Annotated in this window: 13 protein-coding genes; 8 read left to right on the top strand and 5 right to left on the bottom strand. The window is 71.8% G+C overall.

Annotation, left to right across the window (positions count from 1 at the left end; translation table 11 throughout):
- Positions 1-90: 90 nt before the first annotated feature.
- On the bottom strand, positions 91-1,080 hold the full coding sequence (locus tag ACSC1Q_RS34470) for a LacI family DNA-binding transcriptional regulator (RefSeq protein ID WP_436762910.1): 990 nt from the start codon (positions 1,078-1,080) through the stop codon (positions 91-93).
- Positions 1,081-1,715: 635 nt separating this feature from the next.
- On the opposite strand from ACSC1Q_RS34470, the gene chvE reads away from it, so the two are divergent.
- From chvE to ACSC1Q_RS34450, 4 genes are all read left to right on the top strand, one after another.
- Positions 1,716-2,852 carry a multiple monosaccharide ABC transporter substrate-binding protein gene (chvE, locus tag ACSC1Q_RS34465; protein WP_436762898.1) on the top strand — a complete coding sequence of 379 codons (1,137 nt, stop codon included), beginning with the start codon at positions 1,716-1,718 and terminating at the stop codon, positions 2,850-2,852.
- Positions 2,853-2,950: 98 nt separating this feature from the next.
- A complete protein-coding gene (mmsA, locus tag ACSC1Q_RS34460; protein ID WP_436762897.1) occupies positions 2,951-4,480 on the top strand; it encodes a multiple monosaccharide ABC transporter ATP-binding protein in 1,530 nt (509 codons plus the stop codon).
- Between the two features lie 8 nt (positions 4,481-4,488).
- Positions 4,489-5,775 (top strand): multiple monosaccharide ABC transporter permease, encoded by a 1,287-nt coding sequence (gene mmsB, locus ACSC1Q_RS34455; RefSeq protein WP_436762896.1) that lies wholly within the window; start codon positions 4,489-4,491, stop codon positions 5,773-5,775.
- 180 nt (positions 5,776-5,955) lie between these two features.
- Positions 5,956-7,059 carry a TerC family protein gene (locus ACSC1Q_RS34450; protein ID WP_436762895.1) on the top strand — a complete coding sequence of 368 codons (1,104 nt, stop codon included), beginning with the start codon at positions 5,956-5,958 and terminating at the stop codon, positions 7,057-7,059.
- 209 nt (positions 7,060-7,268) lie between these two features.
- On the opposite strand, the gene ACSC1Q_RS34445 is transcribed toward ACSC1Q_RS34450, so the two are convergent.
- Entirely contained in the window at positions 7,269-7,985 is a 717-nt protein-coding gene (locus ACSC1Q_RS34445) for a maleylpyruvate isomerase family mycothiol-dependent enzyme (RefSeq protein WP_436762894.1), read from the bottom strand.
- 453 nt (positions 7,986-8,438) lie between these two features.
- Here ACSC1Q_RS34445 and ACSC1Q_RS34440 point away from each other — a divergent pair, with 453 nt between their 5' ends.
- The gene (locus tag ACSC1Q_RS34440) at positions 8,439-9,596 is read left to right on the top strand and encodes an RICIN domain-containing protein (protein WP_436762893.1); all 1,158 of its coding nucleotides are present in this window, start codon (positions 8,439-8,441) and stop codon (positions 9,594-9,596) included.
- Between the two features lie 109 nt (positions 9,597-9,705).
- Here ACSC1Q_RS34440 and ACSC1Q_RS34435 read toward each other — a convergent pair whose 3' ends face one another.
- The 3 genes from ACSC1Q_RS34435 to ACSC1Q_RS34425 form a co-directional block, all read right to left on the bottom strand.
- On the bottom strand, positions 9,706-11,373 hold the full coding sequence (locus ACSC1Q_RS34435; RefSeq protein ID WP_436762892.1) for a serine/threonine-protein kinase: 1,668 nt from the start codon (positions 11,371-11,373) through the stop codon (positions 9,706-9,708).
- Between the two features lie 564 nt (positions 11,374-11,937).
- Entirely contained in the window at positions 11,938-12,507 is a 570-nt protein-coding gene (locus ACSC1Q_RS34430; protein ID WP_436762891.1) for a dihydrofolate reductase family protein, read from the bottom strand.
- 40 nt (positions 12,508-12,547) lie between these two features.
- Complete coding sequence (locus tag ACSC1Q_RS34425; protein ID WP_436762890.1) at positions 12,548-13,135, bottom strand: NADPH-dependent FMN reductase; 588 nt, start codon at positions 13,133-13,135, stop codon at positions 12,548-12,550.
- 139 nt (positions 13,136-13,274) lie between these two features.
- Here ACSC1Q_RS34425 and ACSC1Q_RS34420 point away from each other — a divergent pair, with 139 nt between their 5' ends.
- From ACSC1Q_RS34420 to ACSC1Q_RS34410, 3 genes are all read left to right on the top strand, one after another.
- Positions 13,275-16,889, top strand: coding sequence for an AfsR/SARP family transcriptional regulator (locus ACSC1Q_RS34420; protein ID WP_436762889.1), 3,615 nt, complete (start codon positions 13,275-13,277; stop codon positions 16,887-16,889).
- 127 nt (positions 16,890-17,016) lie between these two features.
- The gene (locus ACSC1Q_RS34415; RefSeq protein WP_436762888.1) at positions 17,017-17,766 is read left to right on the top strand and encodes a TetR/AcrR family transcriptional regulator; all 750 of its coding nucleotides are present in this window, start codon (positions 17,017-17,019) and stop codon (positions 17,764-17,766) included.
- Between the two features lie 35 nt (positions 17,767-17,801).
- Positions 17,802-20,102, top strand: coding sequence for an SDR family NAD(P)-dependent oxidoreductase (locus tag ACSC1Q_RS34410; protein WP_436762887.1), 2,301 nt, complete (start codon positions 17,802-17,804; stop codon positions 20,100-20,102).
- The last annotated feature ends 18 nt before the right edge of the window (positions 20,103-20,120 follow it).

Below are 20,120 nucleotides of genomic sequence, written 5' to 3'. Positions count from 1 at the left end.
CCACGCCAAGTGGGATCACGGCGCGCGGGACCACAGCGCGCGGGACCACAGCGCGCGGGATCACAGCGCGCGGGATCACAGCGCGCGGCCCTAGGCGCGGAACGGCGCGGTGCTGGCCCTGGCCACGAACCGCGGCGGGACGACGTGTCGCTCGTGGGACCATTCCGCTCCCGCCTCCATCTGCCTGAGCAGGACCTCGATGCTGTGTTTCCCGACCGCCCCGAAGTCCTGCCTGATCGTGGTGAGCGGCGGGGTGAAGAACTCGGACTCGGGGATGTCGTCGAACCCCACGATGCTGAGCCGCTCGGGCACCCGCACGCCCCGCTCGGCGAAGGCCCGCAGCGCGCCGAGCGCCATCTGGTCGTTGGCGACGAACACCGCGGTGACGCCCGGTGTCGCCGCCAGGCGCAGCCCGGCCTCGTAGCCGGAGCGCGGGCTCCAGTCGCCGGAAAGCAGCTCGGGGACCGGGCGGTCCGCGTCGGTCAGCACCTCGCGCCAGCCCTCGATCCGCCCGTCGGCCTCCAGCCAGTCGGACGGACCGGCGACGTGCCACACGGTCTCGTGGCCGAGGTCGAGCAGGTGCCGGGTGGCCAGGCGTGCGCCCTCGACCTGGTCGACGCTGACCACCGACACGTCGCCCGAGTGGCTGCCCTCGACGGCCACGACGGGGATGTCGGTGGGCACGTCGGCCAGCGCGGGGGCGGCCGAACGCTGCGGCGCGACCACCACTATGCCGTCGACGGCCTGCTCGGCCAGATAGCCGAGCGCGTCGCGCACGCCCGCGGTGTCGATGGTCTTGAGGCTGACCATGCTGACGAAGTATCCTGCCGCCCTGGCCGCCTGCTCGATCCCGTAGACCGTGCTCGCGGGCCCGTACAGGGTCGTGTCGAAGCTGACCACCCCGAGGGTGCGCGTGTGTCTCGTGACCAGGGCGCGGGCGACCATGTTGCGCCGATAGCCGAGCTCGTTGATCGCCTCCAGCACCCGGGCCCGGGTCTCGGCGCGGACGTTGGGGTGATCGTTGAGCACGCGAGAGACCGTCTGGTGCGACACACCGGCCCTCGTGGCGACGTCCGCCATCACCGGCGGGCGTCGTTCGAGACTCGGGCTCACGGTCGACTCCTTCAGGATGGCTTGGGACAGACTGTGAGCGCTAACAACGCCTCTCGTCAAGCACTCCCGACATTACGGTCTGATTACTCAGAGATCATCTGTTAACGCCTACTTGACGTTGCCGTCATCACGCCCTTAACTGGCGCATACTCTCTTGTTAGCGCTCACATCTCCTGCGGGAAGGTCTCCATGGTGCGAGAACTCCTGACCGCCCGGGGGTTGACAGTCGGCCGGGCCGGGCTTTTGATAGCTCGTCACACAGCCGGACGGACCACCGCGTGGTCCGACGCCGCCGATGTGAGCGCTCTCAACGAGGCTCTCGACAAGGCTCACGACGACGTCCGTGAAAACGCCCACGGACCTGTTCACCACAACGGTTACGGACCCCTTCACCACGACGGTCACGCACACCGGGGCGGGTCGCGTCCCGGCTCGACCCGGTGTCGCCGTGGGCGCGGCTCGGAAAGGACGCGCCCCGGCGACGGCACGCCGGAGGCCGGGGCGCGCCGCCACGGCACCCGCTACTCCCGGGACGCACCGCGTCCCACCGCTGTCCCGGCCCGCCCCTGGGCCGGGACGGGCTCCCACACAGGAGGTATTCGATGAAGTTCGCGAAGCTGGCCACCGCCGCGGTGAGCCTGGCTCTCGCCATGGGAGTGACGGCCTGTGGCTCCAGCGTCAAGACCGTCGACCAGGGCGCGTCCGGAGCGGCCTCCGCGGCGCCCGCCGACACCCTCGTCGGCGTCACCATGCCCACCAAGTCCTCCGAACGCTGGATCCACGACGGCGACAACGTCAAGAGCGCGCTGGAGAAGCTGGGCTACAAGGTCGACCTGCAGTACGCGGAGAACGACATCCCCACCCAGGTCAACCAGATCGAGAACCAGATCACCAGGGGCGCCAAGCTGCTGATCATCGCCTCGATCGACGGCACCGCCATCACCACGCAGCTCCAGCAGGCGGCCGACAAGAAGATCCCGGTCATCGCCTACGACCGGCTCATCCGCAACTCGCCGAACGTCGACTACTACGCCACCTTCGACAACTACAAGGTGGGCGTGCAGCAGGCGACCTCGCTGCTGGTCGGCCTGAAGCTGAAGAAGGAGGACGGCTCCGACGGCGACGCCAAGGGCCCGTTCAACATCGAGATCTTCGCCGGTTCCCCGGACGACAACAACGCCACCTTCTTCTACAACGGCGCGATGGACACCCTGAAGCCTTACATCGACAAGGGCACCCTCGTCGTCAAGAGCGGCCAGACCGACTTCAAGACCGTCGCGATCCTGCGCTGGGACCCGGCCACCGCGCAGAAGCGCATGGAGGACCTGATCACCAAGTCCTACTCCGGCGGCACCGAGGTCCAGGGCGTGCTCTCCCCGTACGACGGCCTGTCCATCGGCATCCTGTCGGCGCTGAAGAGCAGCGGCTACGGCACCGCGGACCAGCCCTACCCGGTCGTCACCGGCCAGGACGGCGAGGTCGCCTCGGTGAAGTCGATCATCGCGGGCGAGCAGTACGCGACGATCTACAAGGACACCCGCGAGCTCGCCGCCGTCACCGTTGAGATGGCCGACGCCGTGCTCAAGGGCGGCAAGCCCGAGGTGAACAACACCGAGGACTACGACAACGGCAACAAGGTCGTCCCTTCCAACCTGCTCGACCCCGTGATCGTCTACAAGGACAACTACAAGAAGGTCCTCGTCGACTCCGGTTACTACACCGAGGACCAGCTCAAGTAGCGGTGCCGGTGCCATGACGGACGGCACCCGGCCGGCGGCGCCCCACCCGGCGCCGGCCGGGTGCCCGTGAGCGGGAAGGCAGTGCGGAGGCGGACGGCATGACCGACGACATACTTCGGATGCGCGGCATCACCAAGACGTTCCCGGGCGTCAAAGCCCTGCAGGACGTCAACCTGGTGGTACGGCGAGGCGAGATACACGCGATCTGCGGGGAGAACGGCGCCGGGAAGTCGACGCTGATGAAGGTCCTGTCCGGCGTGTACCCGCACGGCTCGTACGAGGGCGAGATCCTCTTCGACGGCGAGCCGTGCCGCTTCTCCGACATCAGGGACAGCGAGAAGCGCGGCATCGTGATCATTCACCAGGAGCTGGCGCTCAGCCCGCACCTGTCGATCGCCGAGAACATCTTCCTCGGCAACGAGCGGACCAGCCGCGGCCTGATCGACTGGAACCGGACGAACGCCGAGGCCGCCGAGCTGCTGGAGCGGGTCGGGCTGCGGGAGAACCCGGTGACGGCCGCGATGGACATCGGGGTGGGCAAGCAGCAGCTGGTGGAGATCGCGAAGGCGCTCTCCAAGAAGGTCAGGCTGCTCATCCTCGACGAGCCGACCGCGTCGCTCAACGACGAGGACTCCGCGCACCTGCTCGACCTGCTGCGCGGGCTGCGCGAGGAGGGCATCACCTCGGTGATCATCTCCCACAAGCTGAACGAGATCCAGGCCATCGCCGACTCGACCACGATCCTGCGCGACGGCCGGACGATCGAGACCCTGGACATGAGGAACGACCGGGTCACCGAGGACCGCATCATCTCGGGCATGGTCGGCCGCGACCTCGAACACCGCTTCCCGCCGCACGAGCCGAGGATCGGCGAGGAGGCGCTGCGGATCGAGGACTGGACCGTGCACAGCCCCAGCCAGCACGGCCGCGTCGTCGTCTCCGGCGCCAACCTGACGCTGCGCCGCGGCGAGATCGTCGGCCTGGCCGGGCTGATGGGCGCCGGGCGCACCGAGCTGGCGATGAGCGTGTTCGGCCGCAGCTACGGGACCGGCATCTCCGGCCGCGTCTACAAGGACGGCCGGGAGATCCAGCTCCGCACGGTCGGCGAGGCGATCGGCCACGGGCTCGCGTACGCCACCGAGGACCGCAAGCGGTACGGGCTCAACCTGATCGAGGACATCAAGCGGAACGTCTCGGCCGCGGCCCTGGGGAAGCTGGCGAGGCGCGGCTGGGTCGACGACAACAAGGAGTATCAAGTCGCCGACGGCTTCCGCGAGAGCATGAACATCAAGGCTCCCAGCGTGCTGTCGGTCACCGGGAAGCTCAGCGGCGGCAACCAGCAGAAGGTGGTGCTGTCGAAATGGATCTTCACCGACGCCGACGTGCTGATCCTCGACGAGCCCACCCGGGGCATCGACGTGGGTGCCAAGTACGAGATCTACTCGATCATCAACCAGCTCGCCGACCAGGGCAAGGCCATCCTGGTCATCTCCTCGGAGCTTCCCGAGCTGCTCGGCGTCTGCGACCGCGTCTACGCCATGTCGGCCGGTCGCATCACCGGTGAGGTCCCCCGGGCGGAGGCCACTCCGGAGCGGCTCATGCAGTTCATGACCAAGGAAAAGGAGTAGGGAGCACGATGAGCAGCGGCCAGGTCCCGGCGCACGGAGTCGCCGAACCCGCGGGAAAGACCGGAGCACCGCCACCGGGCGGCGGCGACCTTCTGGCGGTGCCCGCGAAGGCACCGGGAGGCCGGTTCTCCGTCAACCTGCGGCAGAGCGGCATCTACATCGCCTTCGCGCTGGTCATCGTGCTGTTCTCCATCCTGACCGACGGTGAGCTGCTCAGCCCGCAGAACATCTCGAACATCATGGTGCAGAACTCCTACATCCTGATCCTCGCGATCGGCATGATCCTGATCATCATCGCCGGGCACATCGACCTGTCGGTGGGCTCGGTGGTCGCGGTCACGGGCGCGATAGCGGCCGTGCTGATGGTCGACATGGACGTGGCGTGGCCGCTGGCCCTCCTCATCACGCTGATCGTCGGCGCGCTGATCGGGGCCTGGCAGGGTTACTGGATCGCCTACTTCGGCATCCCGGCGTTCATCGTCACCCTGGCCGGAATGCTGATCTTCAGGGCGCTCACCCTGACCGTGCTCGGCAACCAGGGCATCGGCCCCTTTCCCGACGAGGTGCGTACCCTCGCCAACGGCTTCGTGCCCGGCTTCTTCGGCAACATCGGCCTCGGCCCGCTCGGCGGCGCCGACGTGCTGACGCTGCTCGTCGGCCTGGCCGCGGTGGCCGGGATCGTCGGCACACAGTGGCGGGCCCGGCAGGCGCGGCTGGGCTACCGGCAGAAGGTCGACGCGCTGCCGCTGTTCTTCCTGAAGATCGGCGCCGCCTCCGCGGTGGTGATGGTCGTCATCGTGCAGCTGGCCAGGTTCAAGAACCTGCCCTGGGTGCTTGTGCTCCTCGCGATCCTCGTCCTGGGCTACACGCTCATGACCAACCGCGCCGTCTTCGGCCGCCACATCTACGCCATCGGCGGCAACCTGAACGCGGCGAGCCTGTCGGGCATCAAGGTCAAGTCCGTCACGTTCTGGATCTTCGTCAACATGGGCGTGCTCGCCGCGCTCGCCGGCGTCATCTTCGCCGGACGGCTGAACCAGGCGGGCCCGACCGCGGGCAACAGCTTCGAGCTGGACGCCATCGCGGCCGCGTTCATCGGCGGCGCCGCCGTCCAGGGCGGCGTGGGCAAGGTGGTCGGCGCGCTCACCGGCGGTCTCATCATGGCCGTGATCAACAACGGCATGTCCCTGATCGGCGCGCCCAGCGAGCGGGTCCTGCTCTTCAAGGGCCTGGTCCTGCTCGCCGCGGTGGCCCTCGACGTGTGGACCAAGCGCCGCGCGGGCGCGGCCCGCTGACCCGTCCTCCCCCGGTCTCGTTCCCCTCCGCCCCCTGCCCGCCGGACGCCCCGGCGCGCAGGGGGCGGACCCGTCGACGGCCGCGGGTCAACGGCCGCGGGGTTCCGCCGGTGGTCACGGGGTGTGGAGGTCCCCACCCCGGGTAAAGCGAGTGATCTCGGCCGGTAAGAGGGGACACGGATGGCGATCGACTCGGTGGGCATGTGGATCGCGGTCATCGCGCTGGTGGTGGTGCTGCTCGTCCTCGACTTCGTGGTGGCGGCGCGCCGGCCGCACGCCGTGGGCATGCGCGAGGCCACCGCCTGGACGGTCTTCTACATCGGTGTGGCCATCGCCTTCGGCCTGGTCCTGTGGTGGCTGGCCGGGTCGGGACTGGCGACGGAGTACTTCGCCGGATGGATGGTGGAGAAGAGCCTCTCCGTCGACAACCTCTTCGTCTTCGTCATCATCATGGCGCGGTTCTCGGTGCCCGAGGAGCACCAGCAGAAGGTGCTGCTCTTCGGCATCGCCACCGCCTTGGTGCTGCGCGCCATCCTCATCGCGGTCGGCGCGGCGGCGATCGCCCTCTTCTCCTTCACGTTCCTGATCTTCGGCCTGCTGCTGATCTGGACGGCGATCCAGCTCGTACGGCACCGCAACCAGGACCCCGACGTCGAGAACAACCCGCTGATCCGGCGCGCGGGCAAGGTGCTGCCGGTCAGCGACGACATGCACGGCGGCAAGCTCGTCGCCCGCGAGGACGGCAAGCGGGTGGTCACCCCGCTGTTCGTGGTCTTCCTCGCCATCGGGAGTACCGACCTGCTGTTCGCCCTCGACTCCATCCCCGCCGTCTTCGGCGTCACCAAGCATCCGCTCATCGTCTTCGCCGCCAACGCCTTCGCGCTGCTGGGGCTGCGCGCCCTGTACTTCCTGATCGAGGGCCTGCTCGAACGCCTGGTCTACCTGTCGATCGGCCTGGCGGTCATCCTCGGCTTCATCGGCCTCAAGCTCATCCTGTCGTTCCTGCACGAGGACATCTCGAAGTCCTTCCCCGAGGTCCCGACCCCGGTCTCCCTCGGAGTGATCTTCCTGGTACTGCTGGTCACCGTCATCGCCAGCCTGCGGAGGGTACGCAGCCACCCGGAGGAGCGCGCGCACGCGGGCACCCTGCACCGGATGCGCCGTAAGGACGGGATGAAGGGCCAGAGCGAGGGTGAGGGTCAGGGTGAGGGACAGAGTGAGGGGCAGGGCCAGGGCGAGGGCCGGGAGGGCCGTTCCGGCGGGCGGGGATCCACCGGCGACTGAGCGGGGCGGATCCCGTGCGAGCGGGCCGACGGCGGAGAGACGCCTGAACGGGCAGGCCACCCGCCCGTTCAGGCCAGACTCAGGGCTCAGACCAGAGCCCTGAGCCCCAGCCATCCTGAGCCCCAGCCATAGGGCAGGCTCAAACCGGACCCGGACCCGGACCCGGAGCCGGACCCGGACCCGGCCTCAGCCCTGGACTCGGAGCAGGTTCAGGCCAGGCAGCGCAGGGCGGTCTTGAGACCGCGGTCGAGAGGATGGTCGTCGGGCAGGCGGCCGACCGTCGCCTCCACGAACACCGGGGCCGGCAGCAGCTCGCTCGTCCCGTCCGCGGACACCCGGACCCCGTCGGCGGTCAGCTCGACCTGGACCTTCGAGTCCCGCTCGGCGAGCACGAACGCACCCACCCGGGCCCGCCACCAGGCCCGCTCCCCCGCCTCGCCCTCCGTGACCGGCGCGCCGGCGTCGTCGGCGTGGGTGGCGTACTCGGAGGCGTAGTGGAAGGCCTGCAGCCCCACCGGGTACGGCCCGGCGAAGGTCGGCAGCGGGGCCTCGTGGCCGAGCGCGCGCATCCGCTCGCGCGTGTCCCCGTTCTCGCGCCGCCACTCCTGGAGCACCGCCTCGACAGGAACGCCACGGCGCTTCTCCACGCACCACTCGTTGAAACCGTCGAAACCACCGTCCACCCCCTCGCGGCGGAGCATCGCGGTGAACCCGTCGATGTCGTCGTCCAGGCAGGCGTGGTTGTACAGTTCCTCTCCCGCCAGGTGTCCGAGCACGTCCCGGACCGACCAGCCGGCCGCTCGCGAGGGGCGGTCCCAGCCCTCCGCGCCGAGTTCCCGGAAGTAGCGGTCGAGACGTTCCGCCTCGGCGTCGAAGAGGTCGAAAGGATCGAGGCCCGCCAGGGGGCCCTTCGGGTCGTTGGTCATGCCTCAGCCGTACCCCGGGAACGGCGGGCATCCCCCGGCGGCCACTGACCGGCGGCGGTCACCGAAGCCTTTACTCGCCTCCCTGACAACGTTGACAGGGAAGATCCGTTCATCTTTGATGACTATGCCGCACTTTGTTTGGTCTGGTCCGGCAACCAGTTCCAATCCTGGAGTCGCAGTAATGGCACGATGGCGTCTTCCCCTGACCATCACACGCCGCACCGGCCGACGGGCACCGTCGAACGGCACCCCCGGCGCCCTGGCGCCCCGCCCTCCGGGAGGTGTCCCGGCGATCCGGGACACCACATGAGTCACGGCACCCGCCCCTGATCGCGGACCGCACGGACGGCACCGGCCGGCAGCGGACCTTTCCACCCCCCTGAACCACGCGCCCTCCCCCGCCACGGCCTGTCGAGGTCCTGCCCCGGGACGGTGCGGACGAAAGGATCAGCTATGCGACGGAACTCCAGGCGGTTCTGGGCCGCCGTGCTCGGGTTCGCCCTCGCCGCGGCCGGGTTGACGATGACGACGGCCGCGCCGGCGCAGGCCGGATCAGCACGGACCGGATCAGCGCAGGCCGGGTCAACACAGGCCGAGTCGAACGGCGGCGTGCGGGTCATGCCGCTCGGCGACTCCATCACCGACGGGTTCAACGTGCCCGGCGGCTACCGCGTCAACCTGTGGCAGCGGCTGGTCACCGGGCAGTACACGGTCGACTTCGTCGGGTCCGGGTTCAACGGGCCGTCCACCCTCGGCGACCACGACCACGAGGGTCACTCGGGGTGGCGGATCGACCAGATAGACACGAACATCGTCGGCTGGCTGCAGACCTTCGCCCCCCGCACCATCCTGCTGCACATCGGCACCAACGACATGACCCAGAACTACAACGTCGCGGCCGCGCCGGCCCGGTTGTCCGCGCTCATCGACAAGATCCGCGCCAACGCGCCGGCGGTCGAGCTCTTCGTCGCGCGAATCACACCGTCCGCCGACCCCACGGTGGAGGCGCGGATCCAGGCCTTCAACGCCGCCGTCCCCGGCATCGTCGCGCAGAAGGGGCCGATGACCCACCTGGTCGACATGCACACCGGATTCACCACCGCCGACCTCGCCGACGGCCTGCACCCGAACGCGGGCGGCTACGCCAAGATGGCGGAACGCTGGTTCGCCGCCCTGCAGGCGGTACCCGGCAGCCTCGTCCAGACGGCCGTGCCGCCGGTCGGCACCGCCGTCTCACTGTCCAACCCGCAGTCGAACCGCTGCCTGGACGTCTCCGGCGTCAGCACCACCCCCGGCGCGCAGATACACATCTGGGACTGCCACGGCGGGACCAACCAGCGCTGGACCCGCACCGCGTCCGACGAGCTGCGCGTCTACGGCAACCGCTGCCTGGACGTGAACGGCAACGGCACGGCCAACGGCACGAAGGTGCAGATCTGGACGTGCAACGGCGGGACCGCGCAGAGGTTCGCCTTCACCGCGAACGGCACCATCGTGGGCGCCGGGTCGGGCAAGTGCCTCGACGTGGCGGCGAGCGGGACCGTGAACGGGACGCTGGTGCAGCTGTGGGACTGCAACGGCACCGGGGCGCAGCGCTGGTCCGTGCGATGACCACCGCTGTGGAGGCGCCTGCTCGCGGGCGCCTCCACAGCGCTCCGACGTCCGGGAAGCCCGAGGTCAGACCGGCCCCGTGCCATGACACGACCGGTTCGCGCGCCGGTCAGTCCTCGTCGCCGCTGTCGTCGTCCTCGTCCTCGTTCTCGTCGTCTCCCTTGGAGTGGTGACGACCGGGTCCCCGATCCCGGCTGTCTGCCTGGAAGACGAAGCCGGAGTCGCGCAGGAAGGCGATGAGCGGCCCGTCAGAAGCGAGCCTGCCCCGCCGCCGCGCCTCGGACAGGTCCCGGCCGAGCTTGCGCAGCTCGTCGCGTGCCTTCTCGTTCTCGCCCCTCTGGAGGGCCCGGGCCGTTTTGACGATCCTCTCGCGGATCTCGCGGGCCACCCTGCGGTCGATCTTCCCCTGACGTTCCTGGTCGGTGACCGCCCGGTGGAAGGCCGGCAGGAGCTCCGGCCATCCCCGCGCCGCCGACGACCGCACCGGTGCCGGGGACGCGCTCCGCGAGACGGCCGGTGTGGGTGACGGCGTGGGGGACGACGACACCGGCCGTGCCGGGGACCGCGTCCCGGACGGCGTCGCCGCCCCGATCGCGGTCGGCGCCGCCGTACCGGCCCGCCCCACCGGATCCGACGGCACCAGCGCCCAGAGAGCCGTCGCCACCAGCACGGCCAGCACGGCCACCACGCCCAGCGCGATCGCGACGGACCGTCCGGGCGACCGCCCCCGCGTGAGCGCGGAGAGAACGCCGGCCCCGGGCACCGGCGTGGGCCCCGCTCCCGGCGCGACCGTCGGCGACACGGTGTCGTACGTCGGCGTCGGTCCCGGCGTGGCCCTCGGCGACACGGTGCCGTACGCGGAGGCCGGCGTCGGCGTTGCTGTCGGCGTCGGTGGTGCGATGTCGCGGGTGGCCGACGCGTGACCGGCCGTTCCGGCGAGCAGGCGGACCACCTCTCCCCCGGCCGGCCGCGCGCCGGGATCCTTCTCCAGCAGGGCCAGGACGAGCCTCTCCAGTTCCACCGGGACATCGGGCCGGTACCGCCTGAGCGGGTCCGGCCGGTCGTGGACATGCCGGTAGATCATCTCTGTGGCCGGGCCGGCGAACGGGGGCCGCCCGCACAGCAGCTCGTAACAGACGCAGCCGAGCGCGTACAGGTCGGAGGCCGCGTCTCCCGGCTCGCCGAGGATCTGTTCGGGAGACAGGTAGGCGGCCGTGCCGATGACGCTTCCCGCCGAGGTCAGCCGCGTCGCGGCCTCGGTCGCGACCCTGGCGGTACCGAAGTCGACGACCTTGAGCGCGCCGTTCGCGCCCAGGTGCAGGTTCGCGGGCTTGACGTCGCGGTGCACGACCCCGGCCCGGTGCGCGGCGTCCAGCCCGAGCGCGGCCTGCCCGGCCAGGTGGCACGTCTCGGACACGCTCAGCGGCCCCCGCCCGGCCAGCTCGGCGGCGAGGTCCCGGCCGGTCAGCAACTCCATCACCAGGTACGGCCGATCCTCGTGCTCGCCCACGTCGAGCACCGTCACCACGTTGGGATGGACGACGCGCGCGGCGGTCCTGGCCTCCCGGGCGAACCTCTCACGCGTCGTGGCGTCGGCCACCGCAGGTGACAGGATCTTGACCGCCACCGCCCAGCCCGGCCGCAGGTCGTACCCGCGCCAGACCTCGCCCGTGCCGCCACGGCCGATCAGCTCGTCCAGCCGGTACCGCCCGGCGAGCACGGCCGCCTTCCCCTCCCAAACCCCCACGACCCCCGCCACCGATTCCGAGACCGACAATTGGCCCACAACTATACGAGGCGACTCTCCGACATACCGACATACACACAAAAGTCCTTATGAGCTGGGGTTTCTTCTTTTATCAAATGCCGTTGGGTCTCAGGAAATCCCACCGCGTGAGGCGACTTGAGGTGATCGCAAAACGCCGTCGGCCTCGGGGCGGAGTCACACCAGCGCGGAACAGGTGGCACCCTCACCTCTCCGTGAGGATGCCACGCCCGCGTCCGCCACCTCAGTTCGACCTTCACTCCCTCGGAGAAGAGCGAGTCGCGCAGTTCCACGGAGACCGGCTTCACGGACTTCGCCAGGCCGAACAGCACGACGCCCTTCACGCTGTTGCCCGGGTTGATGTCCTCGTACAGGGATGAGGACGGAGGCCACTGAACGGATGACTCGCCACCCGGCGAGGAACAAGATGACAGGAACAGCGAAAAGCCCCCGCCCGCGAAAATCAGGACGGAGGCTTTTCGTCTAGGGGAACGCTACACCGCGCATAACGGCCTGCTCCGCTCAACGCGAATCGCCGGAACAGGTTGCGGGCCGCCGGGACTTCGGCCGGGTGGCTCAGCCGGCGTTCGCCTGCTCGCCCGCCGCGTTCACCGGGCGGTAGGCGAGGGCGATGAGGCCGGTGTCGAACGTCGTGCTGTCCACGAGTTCCAGGGTCGCCGTGACGTTCTCCCCCCGGAACAGCCGCTGCCCCTGGCCGACGACGACCGGCGAGACCAGGAGCCGGTACTCGTCGAGCAGGCCGTGCTCCATGAGCGTGTCCGTGAGCTGTCCACAGCCCCAGATCATGATGTTCCCGCCGGGCCGCTTCTTCAGCTCGGTCACCGTGGCGACGAGGTCGTCGCCGTGGACGATGGTCGAGGGCTCCCAGTCGGCCTTCTCCAGGGTCGAGGAGACCACGTACTTCTCGATGCCGTTCACGTGGTCGGCGTAGGGGTTGCTCCTGCCGGGCCAGGCCTGGGCCATGCCCTCGTAGGTGACCCGTCCCAGCAGCAGGGTGTCGCTGCCGAGCACGAGGTTCATGGAGTACTTCTGCACCTCCTCGTTCGCGTACGGCATGGACCACAGGTGGGGGTTGTCGATGAAGCCGTCGAGGGTGGTGTGGGTCTTGGCGATGACCTTGCGCATGGTTTCCTCCGTGTGGTTCACGTTAGGTGAGAGAAAGCGTTCAGATGACGTACGGGCTCCTGGAACGGGCGTCGCGCAGGGCGCGGGCCCACCAGGCCAGCCGGTCGAGCGTGGTCCGCACCGCGGTGTTGCACTCCGCGGTGGCCTTGGGCCAGCTCCCGTCGGGAGCGAAGAGGTCCCAGTAGCGGGGAAGGATGACGGCGTCGCGGATGGCCACGGCGTGCAGCTCGGTGAAGACCTGGCGGAGCTGGTCGACCGCGTGCAGGCCGCCGGAGTCCCTGCCGTAGGCGACGAAGGCGACGGGCTTGGCCTGCCACTCCTCGTAGTACCAGTCGATGGCGGTCTTCAGCGGGGCGGGAAAGCTCCGGTTGTACTCGGGGGTGACCACGACGAAGGCGTCGGCGGCCGCCAGCCTCGGCGCCAGGGCGGCCACCTCGGCGGGAGCGGGCTCGTCCTGGTCGCCGAGGGTCTGCGGCAGGCCGGTCTCGGCCAGGTCGATCAGGTCGACGTCCAGGTCGCCGCGCCTGCGGGCCCTGGCGGTGAACCAGCCCGCCACGGTGGGCCCGAACCGGCCGTCGCGGGTGCTCCCGATGATGACCGCCAGCCGCAGCCGCTCGTCCTCCGGCATCTCCGTACCTCCCTCGCGCCCGTTCCCGGTCCGACGTGTTCCACCATGCCGCACCCCTCTTACGGAAAAGCTCCCGTCGTTTTACGGCCGGGCCGAGGAGCGTGAGAATCCGGTGTAAGGCGGCGTTATCGTGGCCTTCATGCGTTTCGGGGTGCTTGGGCCATTGGCCGTGTGGACGACCTCCGGCGAGCCGGTGGCGATCCCCGGGCTGAAGGTCCGGACCCTGCTGGCCGACCTCCTGGCGTACGAGGGACGCCCGGTGCCCGCCGACCGGCTGATCGACGACCTGTGGGGCGACGACCCGCCGGGCAACCCGGCCGCCGCCCTGTCGGCCAAGGTCTCGCAGCTGCGCAGGGTGCTGGAGGACGCCGAACCCGGCTGCCGTGACCTGGTCGTCCGCCATCCCGCGGGCTACGTGGTGAGGGCCGACACCGACGCGGCCGGTTTCCTGCGCCTGCTCGACGAGGCGGCCCTCGCCGGGGACCCGCCGGTCAGGGCGGCGCTGCTGGCGGACGCGCTGGCGTCGTGGCGCGGTCCCGCGTTCGCCGACTTCGGCGACGAGCCGTTCGCGCGCCCCGCGATCGCGCGGCTGGAGGAACAGCGGCTGACCGCGCGGGAGGACCACGCGGAGGTACGGCTGGAGCTGGGCGAGCACGTCCAGCTCGCGGGGGAACTCCGCGACCTGCTCGGGGCTCATCCCCTCAGGGAGCGGCTGCGCGCCGCGCACATGCGTGCCCTGTACCGGTCCGGGCGGCAGAGCGAGGCACTGGACAGCTACGAGGAACTGCGCGTCCTGCTCGCCGACGAGCTGGGCCTGGACCCTGGCGCCGGCCTGGTCGCCCTGCACCGGGCCGTCCTCACCCAGGATCCGGCGCTGGCCGCGCCCGGCGTTCCCCCGGGCAGGCCCGGCGGCAACCTCCCGGTGCCCCTCACCGGCTTGATCGGCAGGGAGGAGGCCGTCACCGGGATCCGCGCCCTGCTGGAGACCGAGCGGCTGGTGACGCTCACCGGTCCGGGAGGCGTGGGCAAGACCCGCCTGGCGATCGAGACCGCCAGACACCTGACGGGCCCGGAGGTGCCCCCCTCGGCCCCCTCCTCGTCTACCTCGTCCCCTTTGCCCACCTCGCCCACCTCCCCCTCCTCGCCTACCTCGTCCCTCTCCGGCGCCGCGCCCCTCTCTCCCTCCGGCGTCTCTCCCGGCACGGGCCCCTCCGCCGGCGTTTCCTCCGGCAGCGTGCGTGACGGCGTCTGGCTGGTCGAGCTGGCCGCGCTCGACCGTCCCGGCGACGAGGACGCGGTCCACCGGCTGGCTGAGACGATCATGACGGTGCTGGACGTCCAGGACGCCGCGGGCGGCTCGGGCGGCTCGGGCGGCTCGGGGCCGGTGACCGCCGCCGACCGGCTCACCGAGGCGCTGCGCCCCAGGCGGCTGCTGCTGGTGCTGGACAACTGCGAGCACGTCGTCGAGCCGGTCGCCGAGCTGGCCGGGCTGCTGCTGCGCGCCGCCCCGGGGCTGCGGATCCTCGCGACCAGCCAGGAGCCGCTCGCCCTGCCCGGCGAGGTGGTCTGGAGCGTCCCGCCGCTGGAGGTCCCCGGCCGGGCCGACGACGACCTCCCCGCGCTGGAGCGGACGGGTTCCGTACGGCTGTTCGTGGCACGCGCGTCCGCGGTGACCCGGGGGGCCCGGGGGGCCCAGGGGGCCCGGGGGTTCGTCCTCGACGCGGACACCGCCCCGGCGGTCGCGGCCCTGTGCCGCAGGCTGGACGGCATCCCGCTGGCGCTGGAACTGGCCGCGACGAGGGTGCCCGCCCTCGGGGTGCACGGTCTCGTCGCCCGCCTGGACGACCGGTTCCGGCTGCTGGCCACCGGTCACCGGGGCGTCCCGCCGCGCCAGCAGACCCTGACCGCGATGATCGACTGGAGCTGGGAGCTGCTGACCGACGCCGAGCGCGCCGTCCTGCGCCGCCTCGCCGTGCACGCCGACGGCTGCGCCATGGAGGCGGCCGAGGCCGTCTGCGCGGGGGACGACATCCCGGCCGGGGACGTGTTCGACCTGGTGGCGCGGCTGGTGAACCGGTCGTTGGTGGTCATGGTGGACGGGGCCGACGGGCCGAGATACCGGTTGCTGGAGTCGGTGGCGGCGTACTGCGTCGAGCGCCTCCAGCGGTCCGGGGAGTACGAGAGGGTGCGGCTGCGGCACCTTCGCCACTACACCGGCCTCGCCGAGCGGGCCGCGCCGCGCCTCCACGAGGCGGATCAGCGGCTCTGGCTGCGGCGTCTCGACGCCGACGCCGCCAACCTCCGTGCCGCGCTGAACGCGGCCGTCAGGAACGGCGACGCGGACGGCGCGCTGCGCCTCGCCGGCGCGCTGGCCTGGTACTGGTTCCTGCGCGGCCGGCTGACCGAGGCCCGCCGATCCCTCGCGGCGGCCCTCGCCGTCCCCGGCGAACCCCCGGCCGCCGTCCCTCGGGACCGCGAATCCGACACCGTCCGGGACCGCGATTCCACCACCTCCCGGGACCGCGAGTCCGGCACCGTCCGGAACCGCGAACCGGCTCCCTTCTCTGGCCGCGAACCGGGTACCGCCGACGGATCCGGGGGCGTCTCGTTCGCCGCGCTCCGGGCCAGGGCCCTCACCTGGAAGGCCGCGGTCGAGTTCCTCCGGGGTGAGGTGGCCGTCGCCGACCGGGAGGAACTCCGCCGGGCGGCCCTGGAGGCGTACGAGGACGCGGGCGATCCCGGCGGGCGTGCCAGGGCGTGGTGGATCCTCGCCTACGCGGGGCTCGACCTCGGCGACCTGTCCGTCGCCGGGGACCTGCTGGAGCGGGCGCTCCCCTCCTTCGAGGCGCTCGGCGACCGGTGGGGGACGGCCGCGGCCCTCGCGCTCCGGGCCAAGCTCGCGCACGTGCGCGGCGACCTGGACGGGCTCGCACGCGACGGCGAGCGCAGCGCGCGGATCTTCGGCGAGCTCGGGGAACGCTGGGGGCAGCTGGAGGCGGGCGGCTGGCTCGGCGCGCTGGCCGAGATGACCGGTGACCTCGACCGGGCCGAACGGCTGCAGCGCGACGGCATGCGCCTGGCCGAGGAGCTCGGGCTGTGGACGGAGTTCGCCGGGCGGCTGAGCTGGCTGGGCTGGATCGCGCTGCAGCGCGGCGACTACGCGCGGGCGGTGCAGTGGAGCGAGAGGTCGCTGCGGCTCGCCGTGGAGCAGGGCCACCAGGCGGGACAGACCTTCGCCCGGATGGGACTCGCCTTCGCCGCGCGCAGGGACGGCCGCCTCGACATCGCGGAGACCCATCTGCGCGACGTGCTGGACCGTACCCCGCCCGGCACCGAGGAGCCGCCGCCGTACCTCCCGATGGTCGTGACCGAGCTCGGCTTCGTCGCCGAGCAGCGCGGCGACGCGGCGACGGCCCTCACCCTGCACCTGTCGGCCCTCGACCTCGTGGCCAGGTTCGACGGGGCCAGGGACATGCCGGTCGCCGTGTACGGCCTGGCCGGGGCCCTCGCCGTCGCCGGGCACCACGACCGCGCCGCCCGGCTCCTGGGCGCGGGCGCCGCGGCCCGCGCGTCGAACTCCGTCCCCCTCACCCCGATGGAGCGCGGCGACGTCGACCGGATCACCGCGCGGATCCGTGACGCGCTGGGCGAGGAGCGCTTCGCCGCCGAACACGGACGCGGCACCGCGCTCACGCCCGAGGGGATCAGGTCCCTGACCGTCCTGCCCGACGTCTCCGTGCCCTCACCGGGCTGACCACGCTCTCCCACCCGGAGGAAAGCACCGGGCCGCCGCCCCGGACGGATCCGAACGACTCACCGAAACGCGCGAATCAATCGCATGATGGATTGTGAGACCCGGCGATCCTGGCAGACTGTCCGGCATGAGGAAGAGCGAGGAGAGCGAGGAAGACGTCTCCGCACCCAGGGCGCGCCGCAGGGGGCGCCCGCCCAGGGACCGTTCGGCGCCGTCCGCGCCGTCGACTCCCGACCGCATCCTCGACGAGGCGACGGACCTCTTCGCCCGGCACGGGGCCGACGGCGTCTCCATGCGCGACATCGCCGCCCGGGTCGGGATCGACGTCTCCAGCGTGCACCACCACTTCCCTTCGAAGGCGTCCCTGTACGACGCCTGCTTCGCGCGCGTCTTCGAGCTGGAGCAGGCGACGCTCACCCCGCCGGTGCGCGCCCTCCTCGCCGCCGTGCGCTCGGACCCCCCGGGCGACGTCGTGGGCGCCATGCACGCCCTGGTGGACGCGTTCGTCGACTTCCTCGACGAGCATCCCCAGACCACGTTCCTGTGGCTGCGTCGCTGGCTGGACCCCACCCTCCACCTGTCCCTGGACGAGGCGTACTCGCTGCCGATCTACGGCGAGATCGAGTGCGCCCTGCTGGAGGCGGCCACCCGGGGGCTCGTCGTCGAGCCGACGCCGCACATCACCGTGCGCGGCCTGGTCTGGGCGGCCCACGGCCACGTGACCGCGCTGAGCGCCCTGGGCGCCACGAACGCCCCGAACGCCCACGGCGGCGACGCCGTGGTCGCCGACCGCGAGAGGCGCGAGTTCCGCGCCTACGCCCACCGCTTCGTCGACCGGCTCTACGCGACCCCTGGCGCGGGCGCTCCGGACGGCTAATATTCCATCATCCGATGGAATATGGGAGGCAACGGATGGGCGCGAGCGAACCGGGCGGGGAAGCGGCCGCCGGTGGCGACAGCGTGGCGAGCCCGGTGACGGCCGCCGGCCGCGAGAGCCCGGCGGGCCGGGGCGCGACCGAGGCCGCCGTCGGCACGCCGGACCGGGGCGCGACCGCCGTCGCCGACGCGGGCCGGGGCATGACCGCCACCGGCGGTACGCCGGGTCGCGGGGTGACCGCCGTCGTCGGTGGCGGTGCGGCGGGCATCGCCGCGGCCAAGGCCCTCGTCGAGGCCGGTCTGCCCGTCCTCGGCGTGGAGCGCGCCGCCTCCCTCGGCGGCCTGTGGCGGCTGGACGCCGACACCGCCTCCTACGAGGGCCTCCGCCTCAACACGAGCAAGCCGCGCACGGAGTTCTCCGACTTCCCGATGCCCGCCGACTGGCCCGACTACCCGACCCGCGCCCAGCTGCTCGAATACCTGCGGTCCTACGCCGACCGCTTCGGGGTCGGCGAGCACTTCAGGTTCGGTACGACGCTCGAATCGGCCCGGCGCACCGAGGACGGCTGGGAGCTGGAGCTGACCGGTCCCGAGGGCCCGTACCGCGAGACGGTGGAGCACCTGGTGGTGGCGAACGGCCACAACCACGAGCCCCGGCTCCCCGAGCCTCCGTACCCGGGGACGTTCACCGGCACCGAGTCGCACGCGCACGACTACGTCACCCCCGCCGGGCTGGCCGGGAAGCGTGTGCTCGTGGTGGGCACCGGCAACTCCGCGATGGACATCGCCGCCGAGCTGGCCGGTCACGCGTCCGCCGTGCTGCTGTCGGCCAGGCGAGGGGTCTGGGTGCTGCCCAAGCGGCTGCTGGGCCGCCCCTCCGACCAGCTCAACGGCGCCCTCGCGGCCCTGCTGCCCTGGCGGGTACGGCAGGTGGTCTCCCAGGCGGTGCTCAGGGTCGCCGACAGGAGGCCCGCCGGGCCGCGCCTGCCCGCGCCCCGCGAGGGCGTGCTCCAGGACCACCCCACCCTGAGCGACTCCGTCCCCCGGCTGGTCGCGGAGGGCAGGGTGCTCGCCCGCCAGGGTGTCGCGCGCCTGGACGGCCCGCGGGTCCACTTCGCCGACGGCCAGGTGGACGAGGTCGACCACATCGTCTGGTGCACCGGCTACCGGGCCGTGACGCCGTTCCTGGACACCGCCACGATGCCCGACCCGGCGAGCGCGCTGCTCTACCGGCACGTCTTCCCCATCGGCGACGACACGATCAGCTACGTCGGGCTGATGCAGTCGACCGGCTCGGCGCTGCCCGTCGTCGAGGCGCAGAGCCGCCTCGTGGCCGCCGTACGCGCGGGGACCCACCGGCTGCCCGACCCCGGGACCGCGCGGAGGGTCGCCTCCGCCGAGCTCGACGCCGCCCGCGACCGCTGGGGGCGGCGCAGGCCCCACATGCGGATCGACGTCGACCAGTATCTCCGCGTCATGGACCGCGAGCTGCGCGCCGCCCCGTCCCGCGCGCTGGCCGGGCGCCGGATCCTGGTCACCGGCGCGGCGGGCACGTTCGGCAGGGCGATGAGCGCGCGGTTCGCCGCCCAGGGCGCGCACGTGGCCGGCCTGGACATCGTGGGCACAGCCGGTATCGGCGACCCCGAGATCCCGATCATCGCGTGCGACATCACCTCCCAGGAGTCCGTCGACGCCGCGGTGGCCGAGGCGGCGGCCCTGCTCGGCGGCATCGACCTGCTGGTCAACAACGCCGGGCGCGGCGGGCCCGCCCCGGCCGAGCTCGCCCCCGGCGAGGAGGCCGAGGCGCAGCTGCGGCTGAACCTCCTCGGCGCCTGGCGCGTGACGGCGACGGTCCTGCCCCACCTGGTACGCGCGCGCGGGCAGGTGGTCTTCATCGCCTCGCGGATGGCGGTCCTGCCGCTGCCGCTGGCCGCGGCGTACGGCGTCTCCAAGCGCGCGCTCGCGGCCTACGCCGACGCGCTCCGGCTGGAGGTCGGCACGCACGTCGGCGTGACGACGGTCTACCCGAGCATGGTCCGCAGCCCGATCCACGACAGCACGCGGCAGGCGGGGCTGTCGCTGGACGCGGTGTCCAGGCCGGAGCCCGTGGAGGGCGTGGTCGACGCGATCGTCCGCGCCGTCACCGCCCGCCGCGCCCCGCGCGACGTGGCGACCACCGTCAGGGGACGCGTCGAGATGATGGTCGGCAGGCACGCCCCCTCCCTGGCCGACCGCCTCGTGCGCCGCACCGTCGCGGCCCGCGTGGCGGCCGGTGACTTCGCGAACGCCCCCCTCGCGGCCGGGATGGTGAGCAGGCACCGGAGCCGGGGCCGGTAGGGACACGCCCGCCCCGCC

Source organism: Streptosporangium heterodermiicola (assembly GCF_051390675.1).
In the GTDB taxonomy this organism is placed as follows: Bacteria; Actinomycetota; Actinomycetes; order Streptosporangiales; family Streptosporangiaceae; genus Streptosporangium.
This window is presented reverse-complemented; position numbering and strand designations above follow the sequence as displayed.

Bases quoted from the DNA above. Each gene is read 5' to 3' on its own strand.
- ACSC1Q_RS34470 (WP_436762910.1), bottom strand. From the start codon at position 1,080: ATGGCGGACGTCGCCACGAGGGCCGGTGTGTCGCACCAGACGGTCTCT.
- chvE (WP_436762898.1), top strand. From the start codon at position 1,716: ATGAAGTTCGCGAAGCTGGCCACCGCCGCGGTGAGCCTGGCTCTCGCC.
- mmsA (WP_436762897.1), top strand. From the start codon at position 2,951: ATGACCGACGACATACTTCGGATGCGCGGCATCACCAAGACGTTCCCG.
- mmsB (WP_436762896.1), top strand. From the start codon at position 4,489: ATGAGCAGCGGCCAGGTCCCGGCGCACGGAGTCGCCGAACCCGCGGGA.
- ACSC1Q_RS34450 (WP_436762895.1), top strand. From the start codon at position 5,956: ATGGCGATCGACTCGGTGGGCATGTGGATCGCGGTCATCGCGCTGGTG.
- ACSC1Q_RS34445 (WP_436762894.1), bottom strand. From the start codon at position 7,985: ATGACCAACGACCCGAAGGGCCCCCTGGCGGGCCTCGATCCTTTCGAC.
- ACSC1Q_RS34440 (WP_436762893.1), top strand. From the start codon at position 8,439: ATGCGACGGAACTCCAGGCGGTTCTGGGCCGCCGTGCTCGGGTTCGCC.
- ACSC1Q_RS34430 (WP_436762891.1), bottom strand. From the start codon at position 12,507: ATGCGCAAGGTCATCGCCAAGACCCACACCACCCTCGACGGCTTCATC.
- ACSC1Q_RS34425 (WP_436762890.1), bottom strand. From the start codon at position 13,135: ATGCCGGAGGACGAGCGGCTGCGGCTGGCGGTCATCATCGGGAGCACC.
- ACSC1Q_RS34420 (WP_436762889.1), top strand. From the start codon at position 13,275: ATGCGTTTCGGGGTGCTTGGGCCATTGGCCGTGTGGACGACCTCCGGC.
- ACSC1Q_RS34415 (WP_436762888.1), top strand. From the start codon at position 17,017: ATGAGGAAGAGCGAGGAGAGCGAGGAAGACGTCTCCGCACCCAGGGCG.
- ACSC1Q_RS34410 (WP_436762887.1), top strand. From the start codon at position 17,802: ATGGGCGCGAGCGAACCGGGCGGGGAAGCGGCCGCCGGTGGCGACAGC.